The 18,822-nt window shown below is 40.3% G+C and carries 16 protein-coding genes; 9 read left to right on the forward strand and 7 right to left on the reverse strand.

Going from position 1 to position 18,822, the window contains the following annotated elements; genetic code table 11:
• Positions 1-257: 257 nt before the first annotated feature.
• Genes AC0L6H_RS08065 through rpe form a run of 4 tightly spaced genes read right to left on the reverse strand, consistent with a single transcriptional unit; the run spans position 258 to position 3,791 of the window.
• A complete protein-coding gene (locus tag AC0L6H_RS08065; protein ID WP_473393659.1) occupies positions 258-1,487 on the reverse strand; it encodes an HDOD domain-containing protein in 1,230 nt (409 codons plus the stop codon).
• 5 nt (positions 1,488-1,492) lie between these two features.
• Positions 1,493-2,074, reverse strand: coding sequence for an anthranilate synthase component II (locus AC0L6H_RS08070; RefSeq protein ID WP_473393660.1), 582 nt, complete (start codon positions 2,072-2,074; stop codon positions 1,493-1,495).
• Position 2,075: 1 nt separating this feature from the next.
• Positions 2,076-3,119: a tryptophan--tRNA ligase gene (gene trpS / locus AC0L6H_RS08075; RefSeq protein WP_473393661.1), complete on the reverse strand. Its 1,044-nt coding sequence runs from the start codon at positions 3,117-3,119 to the stop codon at positions 2,076-2,078.
• Between the two features lie 9 nt (positions 3,120-3,128).
• Positions 3,129-3,791 (reverse strand): ribulose-phosphate 3-epimerase, encoded by a 663-nt coding sequence (gene rpe / locus AC0L6H_RS08080; protein ID WP_473393662.1) that lies wholly within the window; start codon positions 3,789-3,791, stop codon positions 3,129-3,131.
• 418 nt (positions 3,792-4,209) lie between these two features.
• Here rpe and AC0L6H_RS08085 point away from each other — a divergent pair, with 418 nt between their 5' ends.
• The 3 genes from AC0L6H_RS08085 (at position 4,210) to AC0L6H_RS08095 (ending at position 5,680) form a co-directional block, all read left to right on the forward strand.
• Positions 4,210-4,845: a TorF family putative porin gene (locus tag AC0L6H_RS08085; protein WP_473393663.1), complete on the forward strand. Its 636-nt coding sequence runs from the start codon at positions 4,210-4,212 to the stop codon at positions 4,843-4,845.
• Positions 4,846-5,162: 317 nt separating this feature from the next.
• Entirely contained in the window at positions 5,163-5,486 is a 324-nt protein-coding gene (locus tag AC0L6H_RS08090; RefSeq protein ID WP_473393664.1) for a hypothetical protein, read from the forward strand.
• The gene (locus AC0L6H_RS08095) at positions 5,483-5,680 is read left to right on the forward strand and encodes a DUF2970 domain-containing protein (protein WP_473393665.1); all 198 of its coding nucleotides are present in this window, start codon (positions 5,483-5,485) and stop codon (positions 5,678-5,680) included. Before AC0L6H_RS08090 ends, AC0L6H_RS08095 begins: the two co-directional genes overlap by 4 nt.
• A gap of 3 nt (positions 5,681-5,683) precedes the next feature.
• On the opposite strand, the gene AC0L6H_RS08100 is transcribed toward AC0L6H_RS08095, so the two are convergent.
• Positions 5,684-8,098, reverse strand: a complete 2,415-nt coding sequence (locus AC0L6H_RS08100; protein ID WP_473393666.1) for a putative bifunctional diguanylate cyclase/phosphodiesterase — start codon at positions 8,096-8,098, stop codon at positions 5,684-5,686.
• 343 nt (positions 8,099-8,441) lie between these two features.
• Complete coding sequence (locus tag AC0L6H_RS08105; RefSeq protein WP_473393667.1) at positions 8,442-11,219, reverse strand: TonB-dependent receptor; 2,778 nt, start codon at positions 11,217-11,219, stop codon at positions 8,442-8,444.
• A gap of 588 nt (positions 11,220-11,807) precedes the next feature.
• Between AC0L6H_RS08105 and AC0L6H_RS08110 the strand changes: the two genes are divergently transcribed.
• Both AC0L6H_RS08110 and AC0L6H_RS08115 read left to right on the forward strand, forming a co-directional pair.
• On the forward strand, positions 11,808-11,993 hold the full coding sequence (locus tag AC0L6H_RS08110) for a DUF1289 domain-containing protein (protein WP_473393668.1): 186 nt from the start codon (positions 11,808-11,810) through the stop codon (positions 11,991-11,993).
• Positions 11,994-12,177: 184 nt separating this feature from the next.
• Positions 12,178-13,368 (forward strand): amino acid aminotransferase, encoded by a 1,191-nt coding sequence (locus AC0L6H_RS08115; protein WP_473393670.1) that lies wholly within the window; start codon positions 12,178-12,180, stop codon positions 13,366-13,368.
• A 77-nt stretch (positions 13,369-13,445) separates the two neighbouring features.
• On the opposite strand, the gene rraA is transcribed toward AC0L6H_RS08115, so the two are convergent.
• Positions 13,446-13,925 carry a ribonuclease E activity regulator RraA gene (gene rraA / locus AC0L6H_RS08120; RefSeq protein WP_473393671.1) on the reverse strand — a complete coding sequence of 160 codons (480 nt, stop codon included), beginning with the start codon at positions 13,923-13,925 and terminating at the stop codon, positions 13,446-13,448.
• Positions 13,926-14,054: 129 nt separating this feature from the next.
• On the opposite strand from rraA, the gene glmS reads away from it, so the two are divergent.
• From glmS to AC0L6H_RS08140, 4 genes are read left to right on the forward strand one after another with little or no spacing between them, the layout of a single operon-like run.
• Positions 14,055-14,480: a methylaspartate mutase subunit S gene (gene glmS / locus AC0L6H_RS08125; protein WP_473393672.1), complete on the forward strand. Its 426-nt coding sequence runs from the start codon at positions 14,055-14,057 to the stop codon at positions 14,478-14,480.
• Positions 14,477-15,847 (forward strand): hypothetical protein, encoded by a 1,371-nt coding sequence (locus AC0L6H_RS08130; RefSeq protein WP_473393674.1) that lies wholly within the window; start codon positions 14,477-14,479, stop codon positions 15,845-15,847. Before glmS ends, AC0L6H_RS08130 begins: the two co-directional genes overlap by 4 nt.
• Positions 15,844-17,046: a glutamate mutase L gene (locus AC0L6H_RS08135; protein WP_473393675.1), complete on the forward strand. Its 1,203-nt coding sequence runs from the start codon at positions 15,844-15,846 to the stop codon at positions 17,044-17,046. Before AC0L6H_RS08130 ends, AC0L6H_RS08135 begins: the two co-directional genes overlap by 4 nt.
• Positions 17,037-18,611, forward strand: coding sequence for an AMP-binding protein (locus AC0L6H_RS08140; RefSeq protein ID WP_473393676.1), 1,575 nt, complete (start codon positions 17,037-17,039; stop codon positions 18,609-18,611). The genes AC0L6H_RS08135 and AC0L6H_RS08140 overlap by 10 nt, the downstream gene beginning before the upstream one ends.
• Positions 18,612-18,822 lie beyond the last annotated feature (211 nt).

Consider the following 18,822-nt stretch of genomic DNA (forward strand, 5'->3'; position numbering starts at 1 on the left):
CGTGTTGGCGGGTTTTTCGCAATAAGTGCATAAGTATTGGAAGTTGAAATATACAATAGTTGTTACGACAACTAATAAAAGCCAGAAAAGATAATATTCTCGTAATATCCACGATAAGCCGGCCTAAGTTGAGCTTGGCGCTGTTGAAGGTTTTTCTTGGTCAGATAACTTTAGAATCGTCGTAGAGGAAATGGTCAGAGTCGGACAAATAGTAGGGGCTGCATAAATATTCAGAAAATATTCAGTTAAATTATAAGCTAGTTCTCTTTATTATCGTCAGTTTCGTCGATTATACCGGCAATATTCAAATCTATGCCTGTCAAACTCACTTTTGTCGCAATAGATACATCGCTTGATCCAATGCCAAAGTTACGCAGATACATCATTGCTTCTTGTTTCCCCATCAACTTTTCACTATGTAGCATCTTGTACTGCATAAACCCTTGCGAAACAAATAGTAATTTAGCGAGTGGATGTAGGTCTAGGCCATTTACGTGGGCCGCGTTTATTTGACGAATTTTAGCGAAGTCTTCAAACCCACCCGCTATCATCAGCCAACGGCAATTGAGTGATTTGACGACGTTTGCCGTAATCTTGTTTGCGTGAGGTTTCCACAAACTAATAATGTATTTGTGAGACGGGGATAAAGTATTAAGGGCTCTTGCCTCGTTAATATTATTGTTTTTGCGCGCTTTAATTAACTCATCTCGCAGCACATTGTCGAAAGTACGCAAATATAAATTGATTATCGCAATGCGGCCAATATTTGAGAAAAGCCCCATGTTGTAGCCAAAATGAGGTTTAACGCCGTATTTTTCAGACAGGGCTTTTGCGATATTGCCCGTGCCCAAAGTATAAACCCACATGTTTTTTACGACATTAGGCGTAAATTCAGACTTTGTAGGGTTGGTATGCTTAGCGATTAGCACAGGCAACAAGGTACGCAAGCTTTCTATACCTACAAAACTTAAGGCGCTACGAATTGTTTTTAGTACAATGGGGTGGCCAGCAGAATCGACACGATTGTATTTGGGTTGCCTGACAAACTTGAGGATACTGTCTGCTAACCAAGGTAGTGTTTCTAAGCAGGAAACTAGCCTGCTGATAGAACAAGCTTCTGTATACAGAACATCGAGTAACTTACCTAAGCTTTTATCAATCCTTAGGATTTTCTCCATGATCATATCTGTATCTTGAAATTGGACTTCTAGCTGTGCTGTTAACGTTTTATGAAAATCAGCTTCTACTTGCTGTAAATAAGCTATTTCCGCCGAGGCGGCCACTTCTTTTTTCTTGTTCGCAAGTTCTTCTACTGATAGTAAAAGGCGACCACTGTCATTTTGCACAGACGCATCTATCATGCGTTGCCTATCGGTTTTTAGGCCCGCATCTATGATTGCCTCGTCAACAGACAGCAACAGCTTATCAAAGCGGTCGCTGTACGTTTTAGCAAATTCAGTAACACTTTTTTGCAGTCGCAAATCCAAACCAATTATCCTTCACTAATGAAATTACTTAACACTTTGTGGCCATATTCTGTGAGCAAAGATTCAGGATGAAATTGTAAACCATACAACCTTAGTTGCCTGTCTTCAATCGCCATCACCTCGCGTACGCCATTTTCATAACATATACCAGTCGTCTTAAAATTCTCACTAAGCGTGCTTTCATCTACTAACAATGAATGATAGCGCGTAACCACAAAAGAAGAAGGACAATCAATAAAGAGTATTGAGCTATTATCTTCTATTGTAATAACGGATGTTTTACCGTGCCGTATATGCTGAGCTCTTACGATACTCGCACCATACGATTGGGCAATGGCCTGATGGCCTAAACATACGCCTAAAATGGGAATTTTCCCTGCAAAACGTTTTATAGCCGGCAAACATATTCCGGACTCATTAGGTGTACAGGGACCTGGCGATAAGACCAAATGCGAGAACTCAATGTTGGCAAGCTCGTCAATCGTGTGGCTATCGTTTTTTATAACCTTAACGTTTTGCTCAAGTTCTTCAAAGTACCTTGCCAGGTTATAAGTGAAAGAATCATAATTATCTATGATAAGAATCACATTAAACCTTAGGAATAAAACCTAGTGCTTTGTACACCTTAGCTAGTGTATCGGACGCTTTTTCGCGAGCTTTAGCACTTCCTTGGTGCATCACCTCATGAAGGTAGGGCAAATCTGCCCTAATTCGCGTATATTCGTTTTGAATGGGTTCAAGCAGACTCACAACAGACTCCGCAACATCGCCCTTCAAGTGACCATACATCTTGTCAGTATATTGTGCAACTAAGGCATCTATACTTTGACCGCTAGTGGCGCTAAGTAACGATAGCAGATTGGAAACACCAGGCTTTTCATCAATATCAAAGTAAATGTTGGCCTGCTCATCACTATCGGTTACTGCTCGTTTTATCTTTTTGGTCAGTTTTTTTGTATCTTCCAACAGCCCGATGTAGTTATTTGGGTTGTCATCAGACTTAGACATTTTTTTCGTAGGCTCTTGCAAACTCATTACCCGGGCACCATCTTTTGGAATGCAAGGATCGGGTAAGGTGAATATATCCCCATAGATATTGTTAAACCTTGTGGCTACGTCACGCGTAAGTTCAAGATGTTGTTTTTGATCTTCGCCCACGGGTACTTCGTTGGCTTGATATATTAAAATATCTGCGGCTTGTAACACTGGATAAGCATAAAGACCAACGTTAACGTTTGACTGATTTCTTTGCGACTTATCTTTAAACTGGGTCATGCGATTAAGCTCACCCATTTGTGTGTAGCAGTTTAATACCCAACCGAGCTGAGCATGCTCGGGCACATGTGATTGCATAAATATGGTGCTTTGCTTAGGGTCAATGCCGCAGGCGAGATAAAGTGCTAGGCCATCTAAACAGGCTTTATTTAATTCACTTGGGTCCTGCCTTACTGTAATAGCATGTAAGTCAACTATCATATACAAACAATCGTGGCTCGCTTGCATCGCTACCCATTGGCGCAACGCGCCTAAATAATTTCCTAGGGTAAGTTGACCTGAAGGTTGGCAGCCACTAAGAACAATGGGCTTGCTTGTTGTAGATGTTGTCGTATTTGATGTTGAAAAACTGCTCACAGCGTATCCCTATTTGAGTTGTTGTGTTAATTCGCTAATTGCTTTGCGGTAGTCATCTTGACCGAATATGGCACTGCCAGCAACAAACATGTCGGCACCTGCTAGATAAACGTCTCTGATGGTGTCTTTGTTAATCCCACCATCGACTTCGATTCGAGTATCTAGCCCCATTTCGTCTATTATTGCCTTCAAATGTGCTGTTTTTTCAACAATGTTGGGAATAAATTTTTGACCGCCAAAGCCAGGATTAACAGACATTAATAGTACATAGTCGAGCTTTTCAAGTACATAATCGAGGAGGCTCAATGAACTGGCAGGATTAAGTACCAAACCGGCTTTACAACCATTTTGTTTGATAAGTTCAATGCTGCGGTCTACGTGCTGACTAGCTTCAGGATGGAAACTAATCATACTAGCGCCCGCTTTAGCAAAGGCTTCTATCATTGAATCAACGGGTGATACCATAAGGTGCACGTCAATATCTGCGGTAATACCGTAATTACGCAAGGCCGTGCAAATAGTCGGACCAAAGGTTAAATTCGGGACATAATGATTGTCCATCACATCAAAATGAATAATATCTGCACCAGCCTCTAGTACCTTAGTAACTTCTTCACCTAAACGGGCAAAGTCTGCAGACAAGATGGAAGGGGCAATTAAAGGTTTATGCATAGTTCGCTCGCGTTAATTTAATTTATAGGAATGCAAGCGAATCAATTACGCCCACTTATCACTTAATACTCATTAAAGTTTGCGGGCAATTGTACAACATAATAAAAGAGCACCCGAATAAAAAAGACAATTATTTTGCGTATTGGTGCAAGATTAGCATCCAATCTTGCTCTAAAATGGTGATGACGCCACATAATAGTGCAACAAATCACCTGTAATATTGTTTATAGGGGAAGAATTTATATCAAAAATACTAGTTAAAGTAATTGTATTTTAGTGTAAGTTGTTGTAATTAATGGTTTTTAAAAGATTTTTGTTAAGTTGGCACTGCCATTGCTATCAACTAAACAAATAATAATACAAATTAGCGACAACCCGTTTTTTTATTAACATTATGTACATAGTACGGAGAACACACATGAAATTATTAACTAAAGCTACAATCGCAGCAACATTGGTCGCTTCTACATTATTAGCCACGCAAGCACAGGCAGAATTATCAGCAAATGCTGGCCTGATGAGCGAATATCACTTCCGCGGTATTATCCAAAATGGCACCGCTACTGCTAATGGTGGTTTAGATTATGAAGACGGCGGTTTTTATGCTGGCGTTTGGGGTGCTGACGTTGAAGATGGTCTTGAAGTCGATTTATATGCTGGTTACGGCCACGAGTTTGACGGCGGTTTTGGCTTAAGTGCAGGCGTTACTACCTATCTTTATACTGGCGACTTTGATAGCCGTTATGATGAAATCAACTTTGGTGCATCTTTTGGTCAATTTAGCCTTGAGTACACCATTGGTAAGCAAGCAGATGATGCAGGACTCGAAATTGCTGAAGCTGACTACACATTCGTAGGCATTAGTTTTGAGCACGAAGGCTTTAGCGCAACAGTTGGAAGCTTCGGTAAAGATTTCTCTGGTGAATATGCCGAGTTTGGTTATGGATTTGAAATGGCTGGATTTGATGCAGGCGTAGGCCTTGTAATAAGCGGCAGTGATTTAGATGATGATGAGTCTGTCTATTTCACTATCGGTAAATCGTTTAGCCTTTAAGCTTAACTAGCCTTTACCCAAGTGATTTTTTGATCACTTGGGTATCGAGTTTTAAATAACCGAATAACATAAATTTAAACCTTAGTATAGATCGCATACTGGCGTTTTTTCGTATTTACTGTAAACTAATTCTATTAATTGTTTCAGGGTGTTTCTTGCCTTGTGAATAATCAGATACGCTGTTAAGCGTGCTAGGCGTTTCTCGTTTAAAGGCAACTTTGTCTTACAACACGAAAGTGAAACGGACTTCGGCACAAACATTAACAGTTTGTTATCGTTAAGCCTGCGTGGTTAACGTAAATGATAAGGTAAATGCGATGAAAAACAAAAAGCGGTTTCCTACCAGCATGTTTGCAACAGCAACCATCGTGAGCGGAGCAATGGTGTTTATCATTAGCGCCGTATTCAACCAAGCAAACCAACCTTGTTTGAGCAACCACGTGTTCCACAATAATGCCCTACATAACAATGTGATCATTGACACCACGAATAATAAACAGACAAGTAATGACGGAACTGAACCGCTTTCGGTTTGCAATCGCAACAATCAACAAATCGGTTGGTTAACTTGGCTTTTCAAACGTTCTGATTCAGTTGAATTTCACTATCTTGACTTGCTCGAGCTATTGTCTCGCAAATGAATACACTAAAGCGCTGGTTAGGCATTATTCGTAGTGTGATGGCTGGTTTTTTTGGCGTCCAATCTCAGCGGCAATATGTCAAAGATGCTAACACCTTTTCAATAGTTCCCTTCATTATTGTTGGCGTTATAATGGTAATCGTCTTCATCTTGAGTATTTGGTTTGGTGTCAATTTACTATTGCCTAGCGCGTAAATATCAGTGTTCATGCACGTAATCCACTCCACAGCTTTTTAAGAAAACAACCAGATCCGAATGCGGGATAGGTTTAGAAATTAAGAAGCCTTGTATGTAGTCACAACCTAAAGCTCGCAATTGCGCAAACTGCGCTTCTGTTTCAGCACCTTCCGCCACAATGGGAACAGATAAACCATGCAACATTTGCGTTAGCGAACCAACGATACGTTGTTGTCGTTTGTCGACATCGATATTGTTTAGCAATGAACGGTCTAATTTTACGGTATCGTATGGGAAAGCCGTTAAATAGGATAAAGAAGAATAGCCTGCACCAAAGTCATCAATTGCAATTTTAAAGCCAAGCAAAGATGCTTTTTCAACCCAGCTTTTGGCTTGAGCGAAGTTGGTGATGAGCGAGGTTTCAGTTATCTCCAATTCAATCCTAGATGCACTCACTCCGCGTGTATTGATCATCCTTTCGACTAATTCTAAAGCGTCGTCGTTGACCAACTGAGATGGGCTCAAATTAATCGAAATAACGATGTCATTACGGTTAATGGAATCTAAATAGTCTATTTCGTCGAGTACATTTTTCACAATCCATTCAAATAGTGTATTCATGTTCTCGCTTTCTTCGAGAACATCAATAAATATCGGCGGGGGTATAAAACCTAAATCCGGGTGCTGCCAACGACAAAGAGCTTCAAGCTTTATGACGTTTCGAGAACGACTGCTAACAATGGGTTGAAAAACAACAAAGAGTTGATTTAATGCAAGCGAGGCAACAAAGTCATTTTTGACCACAAATCTTCGCTGAGCGGCATCGCGCATAGAGTCATCAAAAAACTCATAGCGATTTTTGCCACCTTCTTTTGCTTGGTACATTGCGATATCTGCGTAACGAAGCAATTGGTCTGCGTCTATTACATCAGCTTCTTGCATGCAAATACCAATACTTGCGCTAATGCTTATACTGGTGTCATAGATATGAAACGGTGCAGAAAATAGGTCGACGACTGAATCTGCCATTTTACCCAGCGCATTTTTACCGCCATAGTTCCAGTAGCAAATTACAAATTCATCTCCACCAATTCGATAGACTTTCGTGCTTTTATTGACAACACCTTTTAAACGGTAGCCAATCTTTTTCAGCATTATATCGCCCGCTTCGTGGCCTAAGTTGTCGTTTACAGGTTTAAAACCATCAAGATCTAAAAAGAAAATAGCTACATCGTTTACAGCACTGTCTAGTGCCATTTGTCCTAAGTCTTCGATTAGTACATTGCGAGTATACAGGCCGGTGGTCGCATCAATGGTTGCTTGGCGCACAAGACGCTTTTGTGAACTACTTAGTTGTTGTTCATAGGTTTCTAGTAAATCTATAGCATGCCTAAATTCGTCTTCTAGTTCATTTAATTCGTCGTTGAAATAGGATGAAGACGGGCTACCCAATCGATATCGTGCGATATTATATTCTTTTGCGCCAATCAACTTAATCGCCCGCTTTAATTGGTTAAGACGAGATATGGGGATAATTGAAAACAAAATAAGAAAAAATAAAACGCCAAACGTTAAGGTAATGAAAATAACGATAACTTGTTGTTTTTGATTGCTTTGTTGCTGGGCTAAAAGTGAAATGTCGCGTATAAACATGAGCTCTACATCTTGCCCAATGCCGGCAACGGTCTCAAACCACACAAAGTATTTATGATCGTTTGTATTCAGTTCTAAGCCTTCTTTTTCGAGTACACTAAATTGTTCATCGGTCAGCTCAATTGAAAATAAGTCATTATTTTTTTCGATTCCCGTCATAACTTCAACTACATAATGTCTTAAGCTATTACTGTTTGCAAAAATAGGCTGCGAAGGAGAGACAACGCCAATGTCACTTCCTAAAACCGAATGCAGAAAGATGATCGAAGGCGCTATGTCTGTCAGAATCGAAAAAGACCACTGTTCATTGTTGATTTTCACCGGAATAGTTGCGGTCAACTCACACAAAAAATGACAAATTATTTCGCTTCGTGGACGCAAGGACCTTCTTGTTTCTGCTTGTAATTGTCGCATGTCACTTTCAGGGAAACGTCCAAAATCAATGCTGTCTTGACCGTTACTAAATGACATTGACGAAAGGGAATAACTAAGTTGAACATTTGGCCAGATATTATTGAAAAATGGACGTATATCATGGCTTGTTTTTTTGCGCAGGCCGCTCAACATAACGATTTCTTGTGCAGAAAGTATTTGGTCTTGTAAATGTTGCTCAAATAAAAGTTGTGCAGAACGTTGATGTGTATCCTTAATATTTTCGATATTCTCTAAAAAGGATTCTTTTTGTTGCATCGTGACGAAGGTATATGAGGCCCCAAGCGATATCACTGCTACTACTATCACCAAAACAAGCATTTTGGCAAGTAATCCATTGATGCTTATCATACCCGTCTTCCTTCACCCACTAAAAGGGTGAAACTGACACAAACTGTAAGGTGGTTCATTGGCATAGAGAACAGCTAATCCTATTGAATATAAAGCGCGTTATTAGCATTTCAAGTAAACAAACAGAAGTTGTAAAGTTAGGATTTAAGAAGTCAATTTCAAGTTTACATCAATCCTATATACGTCTATAGCGTTATCGGCAACGATAATGAATTTGTTAGCATGAATTTAGGGGCTTGGCTTTATGCAGGCAAGGGATTGAAAGTAGATAATCAGCAGGGCAAGATAAATAAGGTGATACTCGAAAACACATCGAATATCACCTGGTATTGAGGTAGTAAAATTAAAACTTATAAGCCGCGGTTAACGAATATTGCCGTCCTGCTGCAAAAGCATCAAGATAGGTCGTTTCATACCCTATGTAGTCACGACGAATACTGTCGGTAAGGTTAGAACCGTTCAAGCTTAAGGTTAAATCTTCAGTCACGCGCCATGCTAGATTTATGTTCAAGCTTTCTGTTTCCCCAGTAAATCGAGCTGTTGCTGTTTGTGAACCAGTCCCTGCTAGGCTTCGGAAAAATGCATCGCGCCAAATGAAAGACACCCGAGCAGTAACATCATCATTTTCATAATAGGCCATTAAATTTAGGTTATTCTCAGAGGTGCCGGGAAAGCCAAAACCTGCATTACCCACATCTTCCTCAAACTTACTATCTACGTAGGTATAGTTCGCAGAAAAACCAAAGCCCTCGAGTTCTGGGAGCAACTTATCTAAAGGTTGGAAAATGCCAACTTCAAAACCGGTAACTGAACCGTCTGAAAAGTTAACCGGCCGAGTAACGTTAAACAAAATCGACGGGTCTTGGCCTTGCAGTGGTACTTCTGAGTTCAAGAATCTAATAATAAAATCTGAAACATCTTTATAAAAAATACTAGCAACAATCGCTCCATCGTTTTCCATGTATTTTTCAAGCGTGACATCAAAGTTTATAGAGGTCATCGGGTCTAAGTCAGGATTACCATAAGTAGCTACACCAATTTCAGATGCATCAGGGTTCGTGCTATCAGGCAGATTGATGTTACCAATAGGCGATAAATCTTGAAAGTCTGGGCGAGACAATGTCTTTGAAGCAGCCAATCGGAGTTTTAATCCCTTATCGAGGGTAAAATTAACGTTGGCACTAGGAAGGAAAGTCCAGTAGTCATTACCGACTTCAGTGAAAACACTATCTGCACCTACCACCTGGGTTAAAGCGTTAGAGGTATTTTCTGTATTAATGTAGCGAGCACCTATGTTTCCGGTTACGGGTAAGCCAGCAAATTCTGCATCGATATTAGCTTGAGCGTAAAAAGCTAAAGTTTTTTCTTCAGCGTCATAAGTATCTTGGTCTCTAACGGCTTCTACGCGGTCACTAAGGCCTGGAATGATAGCGACAACATCATTAAAGTCAGCTTGCAACCATGTGGTGGGAGTTACGCCTTGGCCAGCAAAAAAGCCGCTTGGTCTTAAGGTGCCATCAATTGTTGCGCTAATAGCATCGGTAATTTCTGGGCCTAATGTGGCGTCACGAAATTGTAGCGCAGTTTGACGGCGTTCAACTTCTAGTGATGTTTGGTTATAGTTCATACCAAACTCGATTGAGCGCACTATCTCACCATCTAAGTCATAATCAATATCCAATTTAAGACCGGCATTGTCACCCGCAACGTCGATGTCACGAGACGTGGCAGTAAAGAAAGCTGCGTCTGGGTCAGTGAAATTAGCAGAGCTAGCGACTTTCGGATATTCACCGCGAAGATCAATAAAGTAACTAGTTTCGTCTAAATCACTTAAGTTAAAGATTGGAAATTGTAATAGTTGAGTAAACTCTAAGGTAGATATATAACCATCGACCGATATGGTCCAATCATCTTTCTTCCATTCTAAATTTAATCCTGTGATGAGATTGTCTGTTTCGTTATCAAACTCCATTGTTTGAATACGACTGTTAATATTCCCAGAAACAATGGCTTTAGAAAAATCTGCGTATTGCAGTACATTGTTCTCATCAATTTCTATCGCGTCGGGTTCAAATATAGTATTTGCCCATACACCACCCTGCAAAAGTTGCAGATTGTCTCGGTGTGAATTGTTTGCGAATTTAGAATAGGTAAAATCCCATGTCGCCGAAAAGTCTTCGTTCACATGCCACTGAATACCTGTTGACAGCGAAGCGCGATCTGCGGCACTTCGAATAGGTCTAAAGTTAGTACTATTGGGGACCGAAACGCCTGATATCAGATTATCCTCACCTTCTTGGTAGCCGGCGGTGCCATTATTTTCAACTCTAATATTTCGGGTAGTATAATTTTGGAAGATTTGATCCCGAGACGTTACGTCTTCAGATACGACTGCTGCAATATAAAAACCAAAGTCTTCAGCACTATTTTTATGCGCATACAAACCATTAACCGTGAAACCATTTTCGTCAAAGCGATCGTGCGTTGTGCCTCTAACAGATACCATGCCTAAACTATCTTTGTCACTTAGTTGAGGCATGTCTAGTGGCCGCAGTGTTAGCAGGTTTACTTGCCCGGCTAATCCACTTTCAGGGCCGGCGGCGGTTTGTCCTTTTGCGATTGTCACCCCGCTTAAAATATTAGGTGGAAACACATTAAAATTCATTTTACGAAGACTTCGGCCTTCGTTACCCGCTGAAAGCACGGTGCGCCCATTGATGGTCGAATTAACAAACTCAGGGCCAAGGCCCCGTATTGAAACACGATCACCGTCTGTTCCTGCATCATCTCTTTCTATTTGAACGCCTGGGACGCGCTGCAAAGCACCCGCTATGCTGTCATCAGAAAATTGACCAATATCTTCAGAAGTAATCGCTTCTATCACGGTATTAGCATCACGTTTTAACAATTTTGCTCTATCTAAACTAGAACGTATCCCCGTCACCTGGATAACTTCTGTATCTTCTTCTGCTTGGTTCTCTGTATTTGTTTCCTGTAGCGCGTGCGCTGAAAAATGAGAAGCACCTAACAACACAGACAAAGCCGCCCCTTGCAAGCTTCTGGTGATTAAAAGAGATAAATTTGTTTTTACGAATCGGTTATGCGGTTTATTTTTTGACATAGCGTGTATCCAGTGAGGTGCTTAATTAAGTGTTTATCTTGTAAGTGGTGTAACGAAAAGTTAACAACCTGTAAACATAATCACATGGGCGCCCGGTATCTTCAAGATGTTTTTATATACAGTTAATCATTAAATAGGATCTTGATATTGATAGTTTGAATATGTTTTATTGTTTGTTTTTTATGTGTTTTAAGGTGAGATGGAGATGAATAGCTATTTAAAGATTGGTGTGTTTTTAGATATAAAACAAATAAATTATACTTAAGTATTATTTGTTAATTATTTGTTACTTTTGTGCGCCGTAAGAACTAGTAATTTTTTTAGTAGCATCAGTTTTTAGTCTCATAAGTAAATTGACTATTTTTAGAACTGTCTTCAAAATAAAATGTAGCTTTCTTGTTTTTACTGGCATCTATAAATATATTAGAATGTTTGAATAAATAAGCTATGGCTTAGGTAGAAGGTAAAATGCGGCGTAGTATCCGAGATCTATGTTAGATATTTACAATAAAATGTAAATCTGGGGTCTCTACTTACAAACATGCTAGTGAATTATTGTTTTTTTAAATTGAGTATGATGCAACAGACATGTACATAGGAAATAACGTAAATATACTGAGCCCTTGTGTTGGCAATTGTAAAATCGACAACAACGATATTTGCAAGGGCTGCTTTAGGAAGGCCTCTGAAATTACCAATTGGGTAAATAAGTCACAAGAGGAACAATTGAGTATCACCATTAGATGCAAAAAGATGATTGCTGAGCAGCAATGAGATAACCCCATCCGCGTAGATTAGACGATAAGCTTATAATTCAATAAGGCCAATGATAGCTAAGTTTCCCCGCTTAGGTATAATACACATATTTATGCAACCCTATGCTCCAGCTTGTGAGGCCTTAGAGGCTTTATATGCAGCCTAACTTTATTCATACCCATTAGGAGAGGTACTCAACCTTATGTTCGCAACGATAAAGCAACCCCCAGCAGATCCCATTTTAGGTTTATCTGTTAAGTTTAAAGCCGATAACAACCCACAAAAAATTGATCTTGGCCCCGGTATATATAAAGACGAGACTGGAGCAACGCCTGTTTTAGCTTGTGTTAAGGCCGCAGAGGCATTTCGTACAGAGTTTGAAGAAACTAAAATTTACTTGGGCTCGGCTGGTTCTGGCTTGTTTAATGATCGTATTGCTAGTCTGCTGCTAGGAGGCGACCATAAGGCAATAAAAGAGAATCGCGTAAGAACGATTTCTACTCCTGGTGGCACGGGCGCCTTGCGTATTGCTGGTGAGTTTATTAATCGTTGCAAATCGGGTGCGACAATCTGGGTGAGTAACCCTACTTGGGCCAACCACGAAGGTGTATTTGCCGCTGCAGGCCTAAACGTTAAAACCTACCCTTATTATGACTACGAGAATAAGTGCTTAGATTTTGAAGGAATGATGGACGCACTAAAACAAGTCTCTAAAGATGATGCTGTATTGGTGCACGCTTGTTGCCACAACCCTAGCGGTATGGATTTAAATAAGCAGCAGTGGCAAGCGTTCGCCGAACTTGCTAATGAAATTGGTTTTTTACCGGTAGTCGATATTGCCTATCAGGGTTTTGGTGCAGGGCTAGATGAAGATGCTTATGGATTACGTTTGTTAGCCGACAAGGTTGAGCAACTTATTGTCTGTAGCTCATGCTCTAAGAATTTTGGTCTGTATCGCGATCGCATTGGCGCTTGCTCATTAATTGCTAAAAACAGTAGCGTTGCCGATATTATCTATTCTGCTATTCAAAGAGTTGTGCGCGTTAACTATTCTATGCCTCCTGCTCATGGTGCAGCAGTGGTTGAAACTATTCTAGGGTCTGATGAGCTTAGTAGCCAATGGCATAGTGAGCTTGAAGTTATGCGCCAGCGCATAAGCCAAATGCGCCAAGCCTTGGTTAGTAATTTAGCGGCTAAGGGCGTGCAGCAAGACTTTAGCTTTATTACTCGCCAAAATGGTATGTTTTCTTTTCTGGGGATTGATGGCGAGCAGGTTCAGCGTCTGCAAGATGACTACAGTATTTATATTGTGGGCTCTAGCCGAATCAATGTAGCGGGTATTTCCCCTGACAATATCGACTATTTGACTGACTCGATTGCTAAGGTCTTGTAATTGGCATTTATAATGCCACTAAACTCAAAAAGCCCACCTTGCAGTGGGCTTTTTAATAATGAAACTCTGAGGAAGGCCTAAATGATTTTCTCAAGTGTAATGATGACCCCATCGTTATCGATATAAACATAATCCCCTTCATTAAAGTTTACGCCGCCAAAGGATACAGTTACACCGCGCTCGCTTTTTGTGACAGGTATAGATTTGCGTGAGCAGGTGCCTAAAGCAACAAGTGCTACTGGGATATCTTGAATTTGTTCGGTGTCTCTCACATAGCCATTAATAACGATGCCTGCGAAATTGTTTTTGTGAGCGAACTTCATCAAATTCTCACCCACTACCGCAAAGTATGCCGCATCAACATCTACTACCACTATTTTGCCATCACCTTCTTCGTCGCGCAGCAGCGCCACTAAATCGGCGTTGTTTTTATCCAGCTTGATGGTAGTCACCACCCCATGGCATTTATTTACTCCGCCAAAATGTTGGTAGCCGGGGCCCAATACATTTGTTTTATCGGGGTATTCATCACAAATATCTGCTGTAAAAAAGTCCATTACTATTGTCCTGCTTTAAAAAGGCTAAAAATTCTATCATTGAAGCGCAAATATTTGCATAGAAATTTAGTAATTTTGTATAAATATTTGGTAACATTGCGTCCTTTAATTTTCAAAGGTGCAATATTGATGAAGGTAGTTACCGGGGTCGTTGGCAACGATATTCATGTGGTCGCCAACCGCTTGATAGATCTGTCCTTACGCGCTAGAGGTTACGAAGTGTTTAATCTGGGCGTAAACACCTATTTGGAAGAGTTTTTTGATGCTGTTGTTGAAACAGGCGCAGATGTTCTTATGATTTCGTCTCTAAACGGTGAGGCGGAAGGTTGGGGCAGAGAAGTTAAACCGCTATTAACCCAGTACAAAAAGCTCGACGATGTGGTCATGATGATAGGTGGCAACCTTGTGGTAGGCCGTGGTGATCCTGAGGAAATTCAGCGCAAGTATAAAAATTATGGCTTTGATCTGGTTTGCCACCAAATTGATCTCAATACCGGTTTAGATATGCTCGAAACTTACCTTGAACAAAGAACGATAGAGAGAAATAACCAATGAGTTTATTGCAGGAAGAGCGAAAAATCATACTCAGCAATGAATTTGTTGATGCTTTTGACTTTGCCGAGGTGACAGACTTTGTTAAAAACGCGAGCAAAGAATTGTTTATTTCTCACCACTTTAAAAAAAATAAGAATAAAAAAATGTTGGTACAGCCGCGCGGCGGTTTCCCTACCTACGAAAAACAATATGCACTTTATGAATTTTTCCTTAAGGCCAATGTTGATGTTTTGCCGCTTACCGTTGATTCAAATACCCGTTTAAACGATTATCAAACTGCGCAAAAAATGCTTCGCCTTAGTGAAGAAAATAACATCGATATGCTAAATGGTTACCCCTTAGTTACCCACGGTTATCGCACTACGCGCAAAATGATTACCCATTTTGACAAGCCAGTTAGCCTTCGTCACGGTACACCTGACGCACGATTGTTAATTGAGACAGCGATTGCCTCAGGTATTTTTGAAATTGAAGGCGGCCCAATTACCTATTTACTGCCATATTCTAAAAACTTCCCGCTCGATAAGGCATTTCTTTACTGGAAGTATGTTGAACGTGTATGCGCAGATTACTCTAAGTTAAACGAGCCTATTAATCGCGAATCTTTTGGTCCGCTAACAGCAACCATGGTGCCTCCCTCAATCACGATAGTGATTCAACTGCTAGAAATGCTGCTATCTCTTGAAGAAGGAGTGAAATCGTTTTCGGTATCTTTTGCTCAACAGGGCTCGATGATGCAAGATATTGTGACTGGCGCGGTGCTTAAAAAACTGGCTCGCCACTACGCCAAAGAAATAAACTGTGGCGATGCTGACATTCATTTGGTTTATCACCAATGGATGGGCGCTTTTCCGATGAACCGTGATTACGCTGACCAACTCATCAATATGTCAACGGTGATTGCTTCAATGGTTGGGGCAGATAAAATTATCACCAAGACCTGTGAAGAAGCGGTGGGTATTCCCACCAAAGAAGCCAATGCTAAAACGGTCGCAAATACCCAATATACTTTGCGTATTCTAAACGGGTTGCCAACTGTTGTTGACGAAGAAGAAGAGGAAATTCTGACACTTGAAGTGAAAGCCATCATGGAAGCTGTGTTTAATGATCCTGCCGATACCCTTTGGCGCAAAGTGTTCAACTGCATTAAAAGTGGCATCATTGACGTACCTTTTTCTCCACATATTATAAATCACAATGAGATGATAACGCTACGTGATGCTCAAAAGAACATTCGTATCATTAAACGAGGCAATGTACCCATGCCCGATCGCTGCTATGAGTTTCATAAATCTAAATGCGACCTATCTAAAGACACGACCAGTATCGTTAACGACATCATTCACGATATAGGAATTATGCAATGAGCAAAACCACAGAAAAATTACTGATTGATGTGGGCAGTACCTACATGAAAGTCAGTACTGAAGGTCATATCGAACAACATTTTCGTGATTTTAATCGGGATATTCTTGATGATCTCGTGAATAAGTGCGGCGATACCTTGAAGCGTTTTGACAAAGATGATGTGCACATTTGTTCTTCTGCTAATGGCGGTTTAAGTACTTTGATTATTGGGGTTACGCAATCATTTTCGTTAAAGTATGCAACCAACATTGCCTTTAATTCTGGTATTAATATTATTGATACCATCCTCTATCAAAATATAGCAGACTACTCTGTGCCCAGTGAATTGGTAGACGTGGTGATTATTGTCGGCGGTATTGATAGTCATTGTGAGCTTTTTGGCGAAAGCCTTTTCAACTATCTAGAGCAGCTTAATTACTCAAATATTGTATTTGTTGGCAGTGAAAAAGACGCTCCCGCCATACAAGCTAAAATTGAGGATGTGGTGGTACTGCCTAATATTATCGACAACCGCCTTCATATTGTAGAAGAACACCTCAAGAACTACCTAACTAATTTGTACCAGCAAGACATCGAAGGAAAAGAAGACATAAAGCATTTGTACAGCATTACAAATAATCAAATCTTCTCGACACCTTACATTGTCAATAAAGCCTTACCACATATAGATGCGAGCTTTTCTGTAGTCGACCCCTTTATATTGCTTGATATAGGCGGCGCCACCACAGATATTCACTACTCAAAAGATTTAGTCGATGAGAATATCGTCACCGAGAACGAATACGATCGCTTGGTTTTTAAAAAGTTGGGCGTATATAAATCCCGCGAGTCATTGATTTTTTCGGCAAAAGACAATGAATTTGTTTATGAATTGTTGATGCATTTAAAGGTAACCGAAAATATCCTTGAGGAGCATAGCGAGCGTGCGACCAAAATACTGATGCAGTTGGCAATCTTTTTGGTACTGTGTAAAACTTCCCATTACCGCAAGGCTTATATTAATTTAAAACTACTGGCGATTAATTCTATTGTTTTCACCGGTGGTATAACTAAGGTATTAAACCAAGAAGAAGTAGAGAATATTGTCGCTTTCTTCTATAAAAAGGTTTTAACCTCTGAACACAAACCTCGGTCTATCATCGATAACAAGTACGATATTTGGACATTGGGTGCAAAGGAGTTACAGGCATGTCAATAAATTGTATTCGAGCGATCCTAGAAGCAGCTGTGAAATCTCAACCCCAAAAGCCTGCCATAGTATTGAATAACCAAGACCTGACTTACACGCAACTCTTTACCCGTGTTAATCAGGTGGCGTTCTACCTGGACGAGCTTGATTTACCTAAGGGCAGCCGAATCGGAATTTACTCATCAAAAAGTATCGATCAAGTGGTGGCCATATTAGCAGTATTGTCTACAAATCATATACTTGTGCCCATGACCCAGTTTTTGAAATCGGAGCAGGTTGAATACATTATTAATGATTGCGACATTAAGTGTGTATTGACTGATCAACAGCATCTCAGTGCTATTGATGAGAGTAATTTTTCTGGACAAGTGGTCTCTTATGAAACGACTCGAAGTGAAATCGCTTCTTTTGAAGAAATTTATAAATATTATAACAAGCCCTATGAATGCAGTATAAATGGTCATGCAAATGCTTTGATTACTTATTCTTTTGGTCTTACGGGCACGCCAAAAGGGATAGTTATTTCTCATCGCAACTTAATAGATTCGGCGCGAGTAGTATCTCAATATCTGGATTTACAGATTGATGATGTTATTTCTGGTTTGCTGATTTTCAATTTGGACTATGGCTTAAATCAAATTTTCTGTACTTTATATAAGCGCTGCACTCTGGCCTTGCACAATTTTATCTTACCGGGTGATTTCTTTGACCACCTTATTAACGATAAAGTCACTGTTTTGCCTTTGATGCCCTTTAATATTTCCCAGATGTTTGAAGGTGGTAATCAGCGCCTACCAAGTCCAGAGTTATTTGCCAGCGTTAGGACAATTACGTCTTCTGGGGGTAATGTCTCGGCAAGCATGATCCGCGATTGCAAGAAACAGTTTTCTCAGGCCAAGTTCTATTCTATGCACGGACTGACAGAAGCTTTTCGTTCAACCTACTTAGATCCATCTCAGATTGAGATCCGTCCCGATTCTATTGGTAAAGCTATTCCTGACGTTGAGCTTTACGTTATTGATGAAAACGGCAAAGAGTGCGCGGTTAGAGAAGTAGGGGAGCTGATTCATCGCGGTGGCTATATTTATCGCGGCTATTGGAATTCACCTGACCAAACCGCTATGCGTTTTAAATCAGTAGAGATACTAAGTGATGTCCTCGATTTGGAAGGAAAGTTGAGCGATGAAATCGTGGTGGCTACCGGTGATTATGTTTACAAAGATGAAGAAGGCTACTTCTATTTTGTATCTCGCCATGACGATATGATTAAAACGCGCGGCTTTAGGGTTTCCCCCTTCGAGATTGAATCTGTTGTGGCTAAAAACATTCCACAAATTAACCAATGCGCGGTTTTTGGTATGGATAATGAGCAGATTGAAGAAGAGGTCGTGATGGTGTATTCGGCAGACAAAGAAATTACTCAAAAGGAAATCTTATTTGAGCTGAAAAAACACTTAGCATCTTATATGCTACCCAGTAAGGTTGTTTTTAAGCGATCGCTACCTTTAGTTCAAAGTGACAAAAATCGAATTAATAAAGATGAGCTTAAGCGGGAAATGTCACAAGGCTTTTGATTAAGCCTTGAGGGGTTAAGACTATTTTATCTATTTGCGCATAAGGTATATGGGTTGGGGCTAGGTCCTTTTTTGATATAAATGCAGCCACCCCTCGCTCTTGTTATGCATTAGAAAATAGTCCGTCTGTTGCCCTAAAAAAAGATATTTCCTCAACGCAATCTTGTGGGGAGCTGACAGGAGCAATCTTTACGGCTCGTCGATTTAGCTC

This window comes from Glaciecola sp. G7-5 (assembly GCF_055808975.1).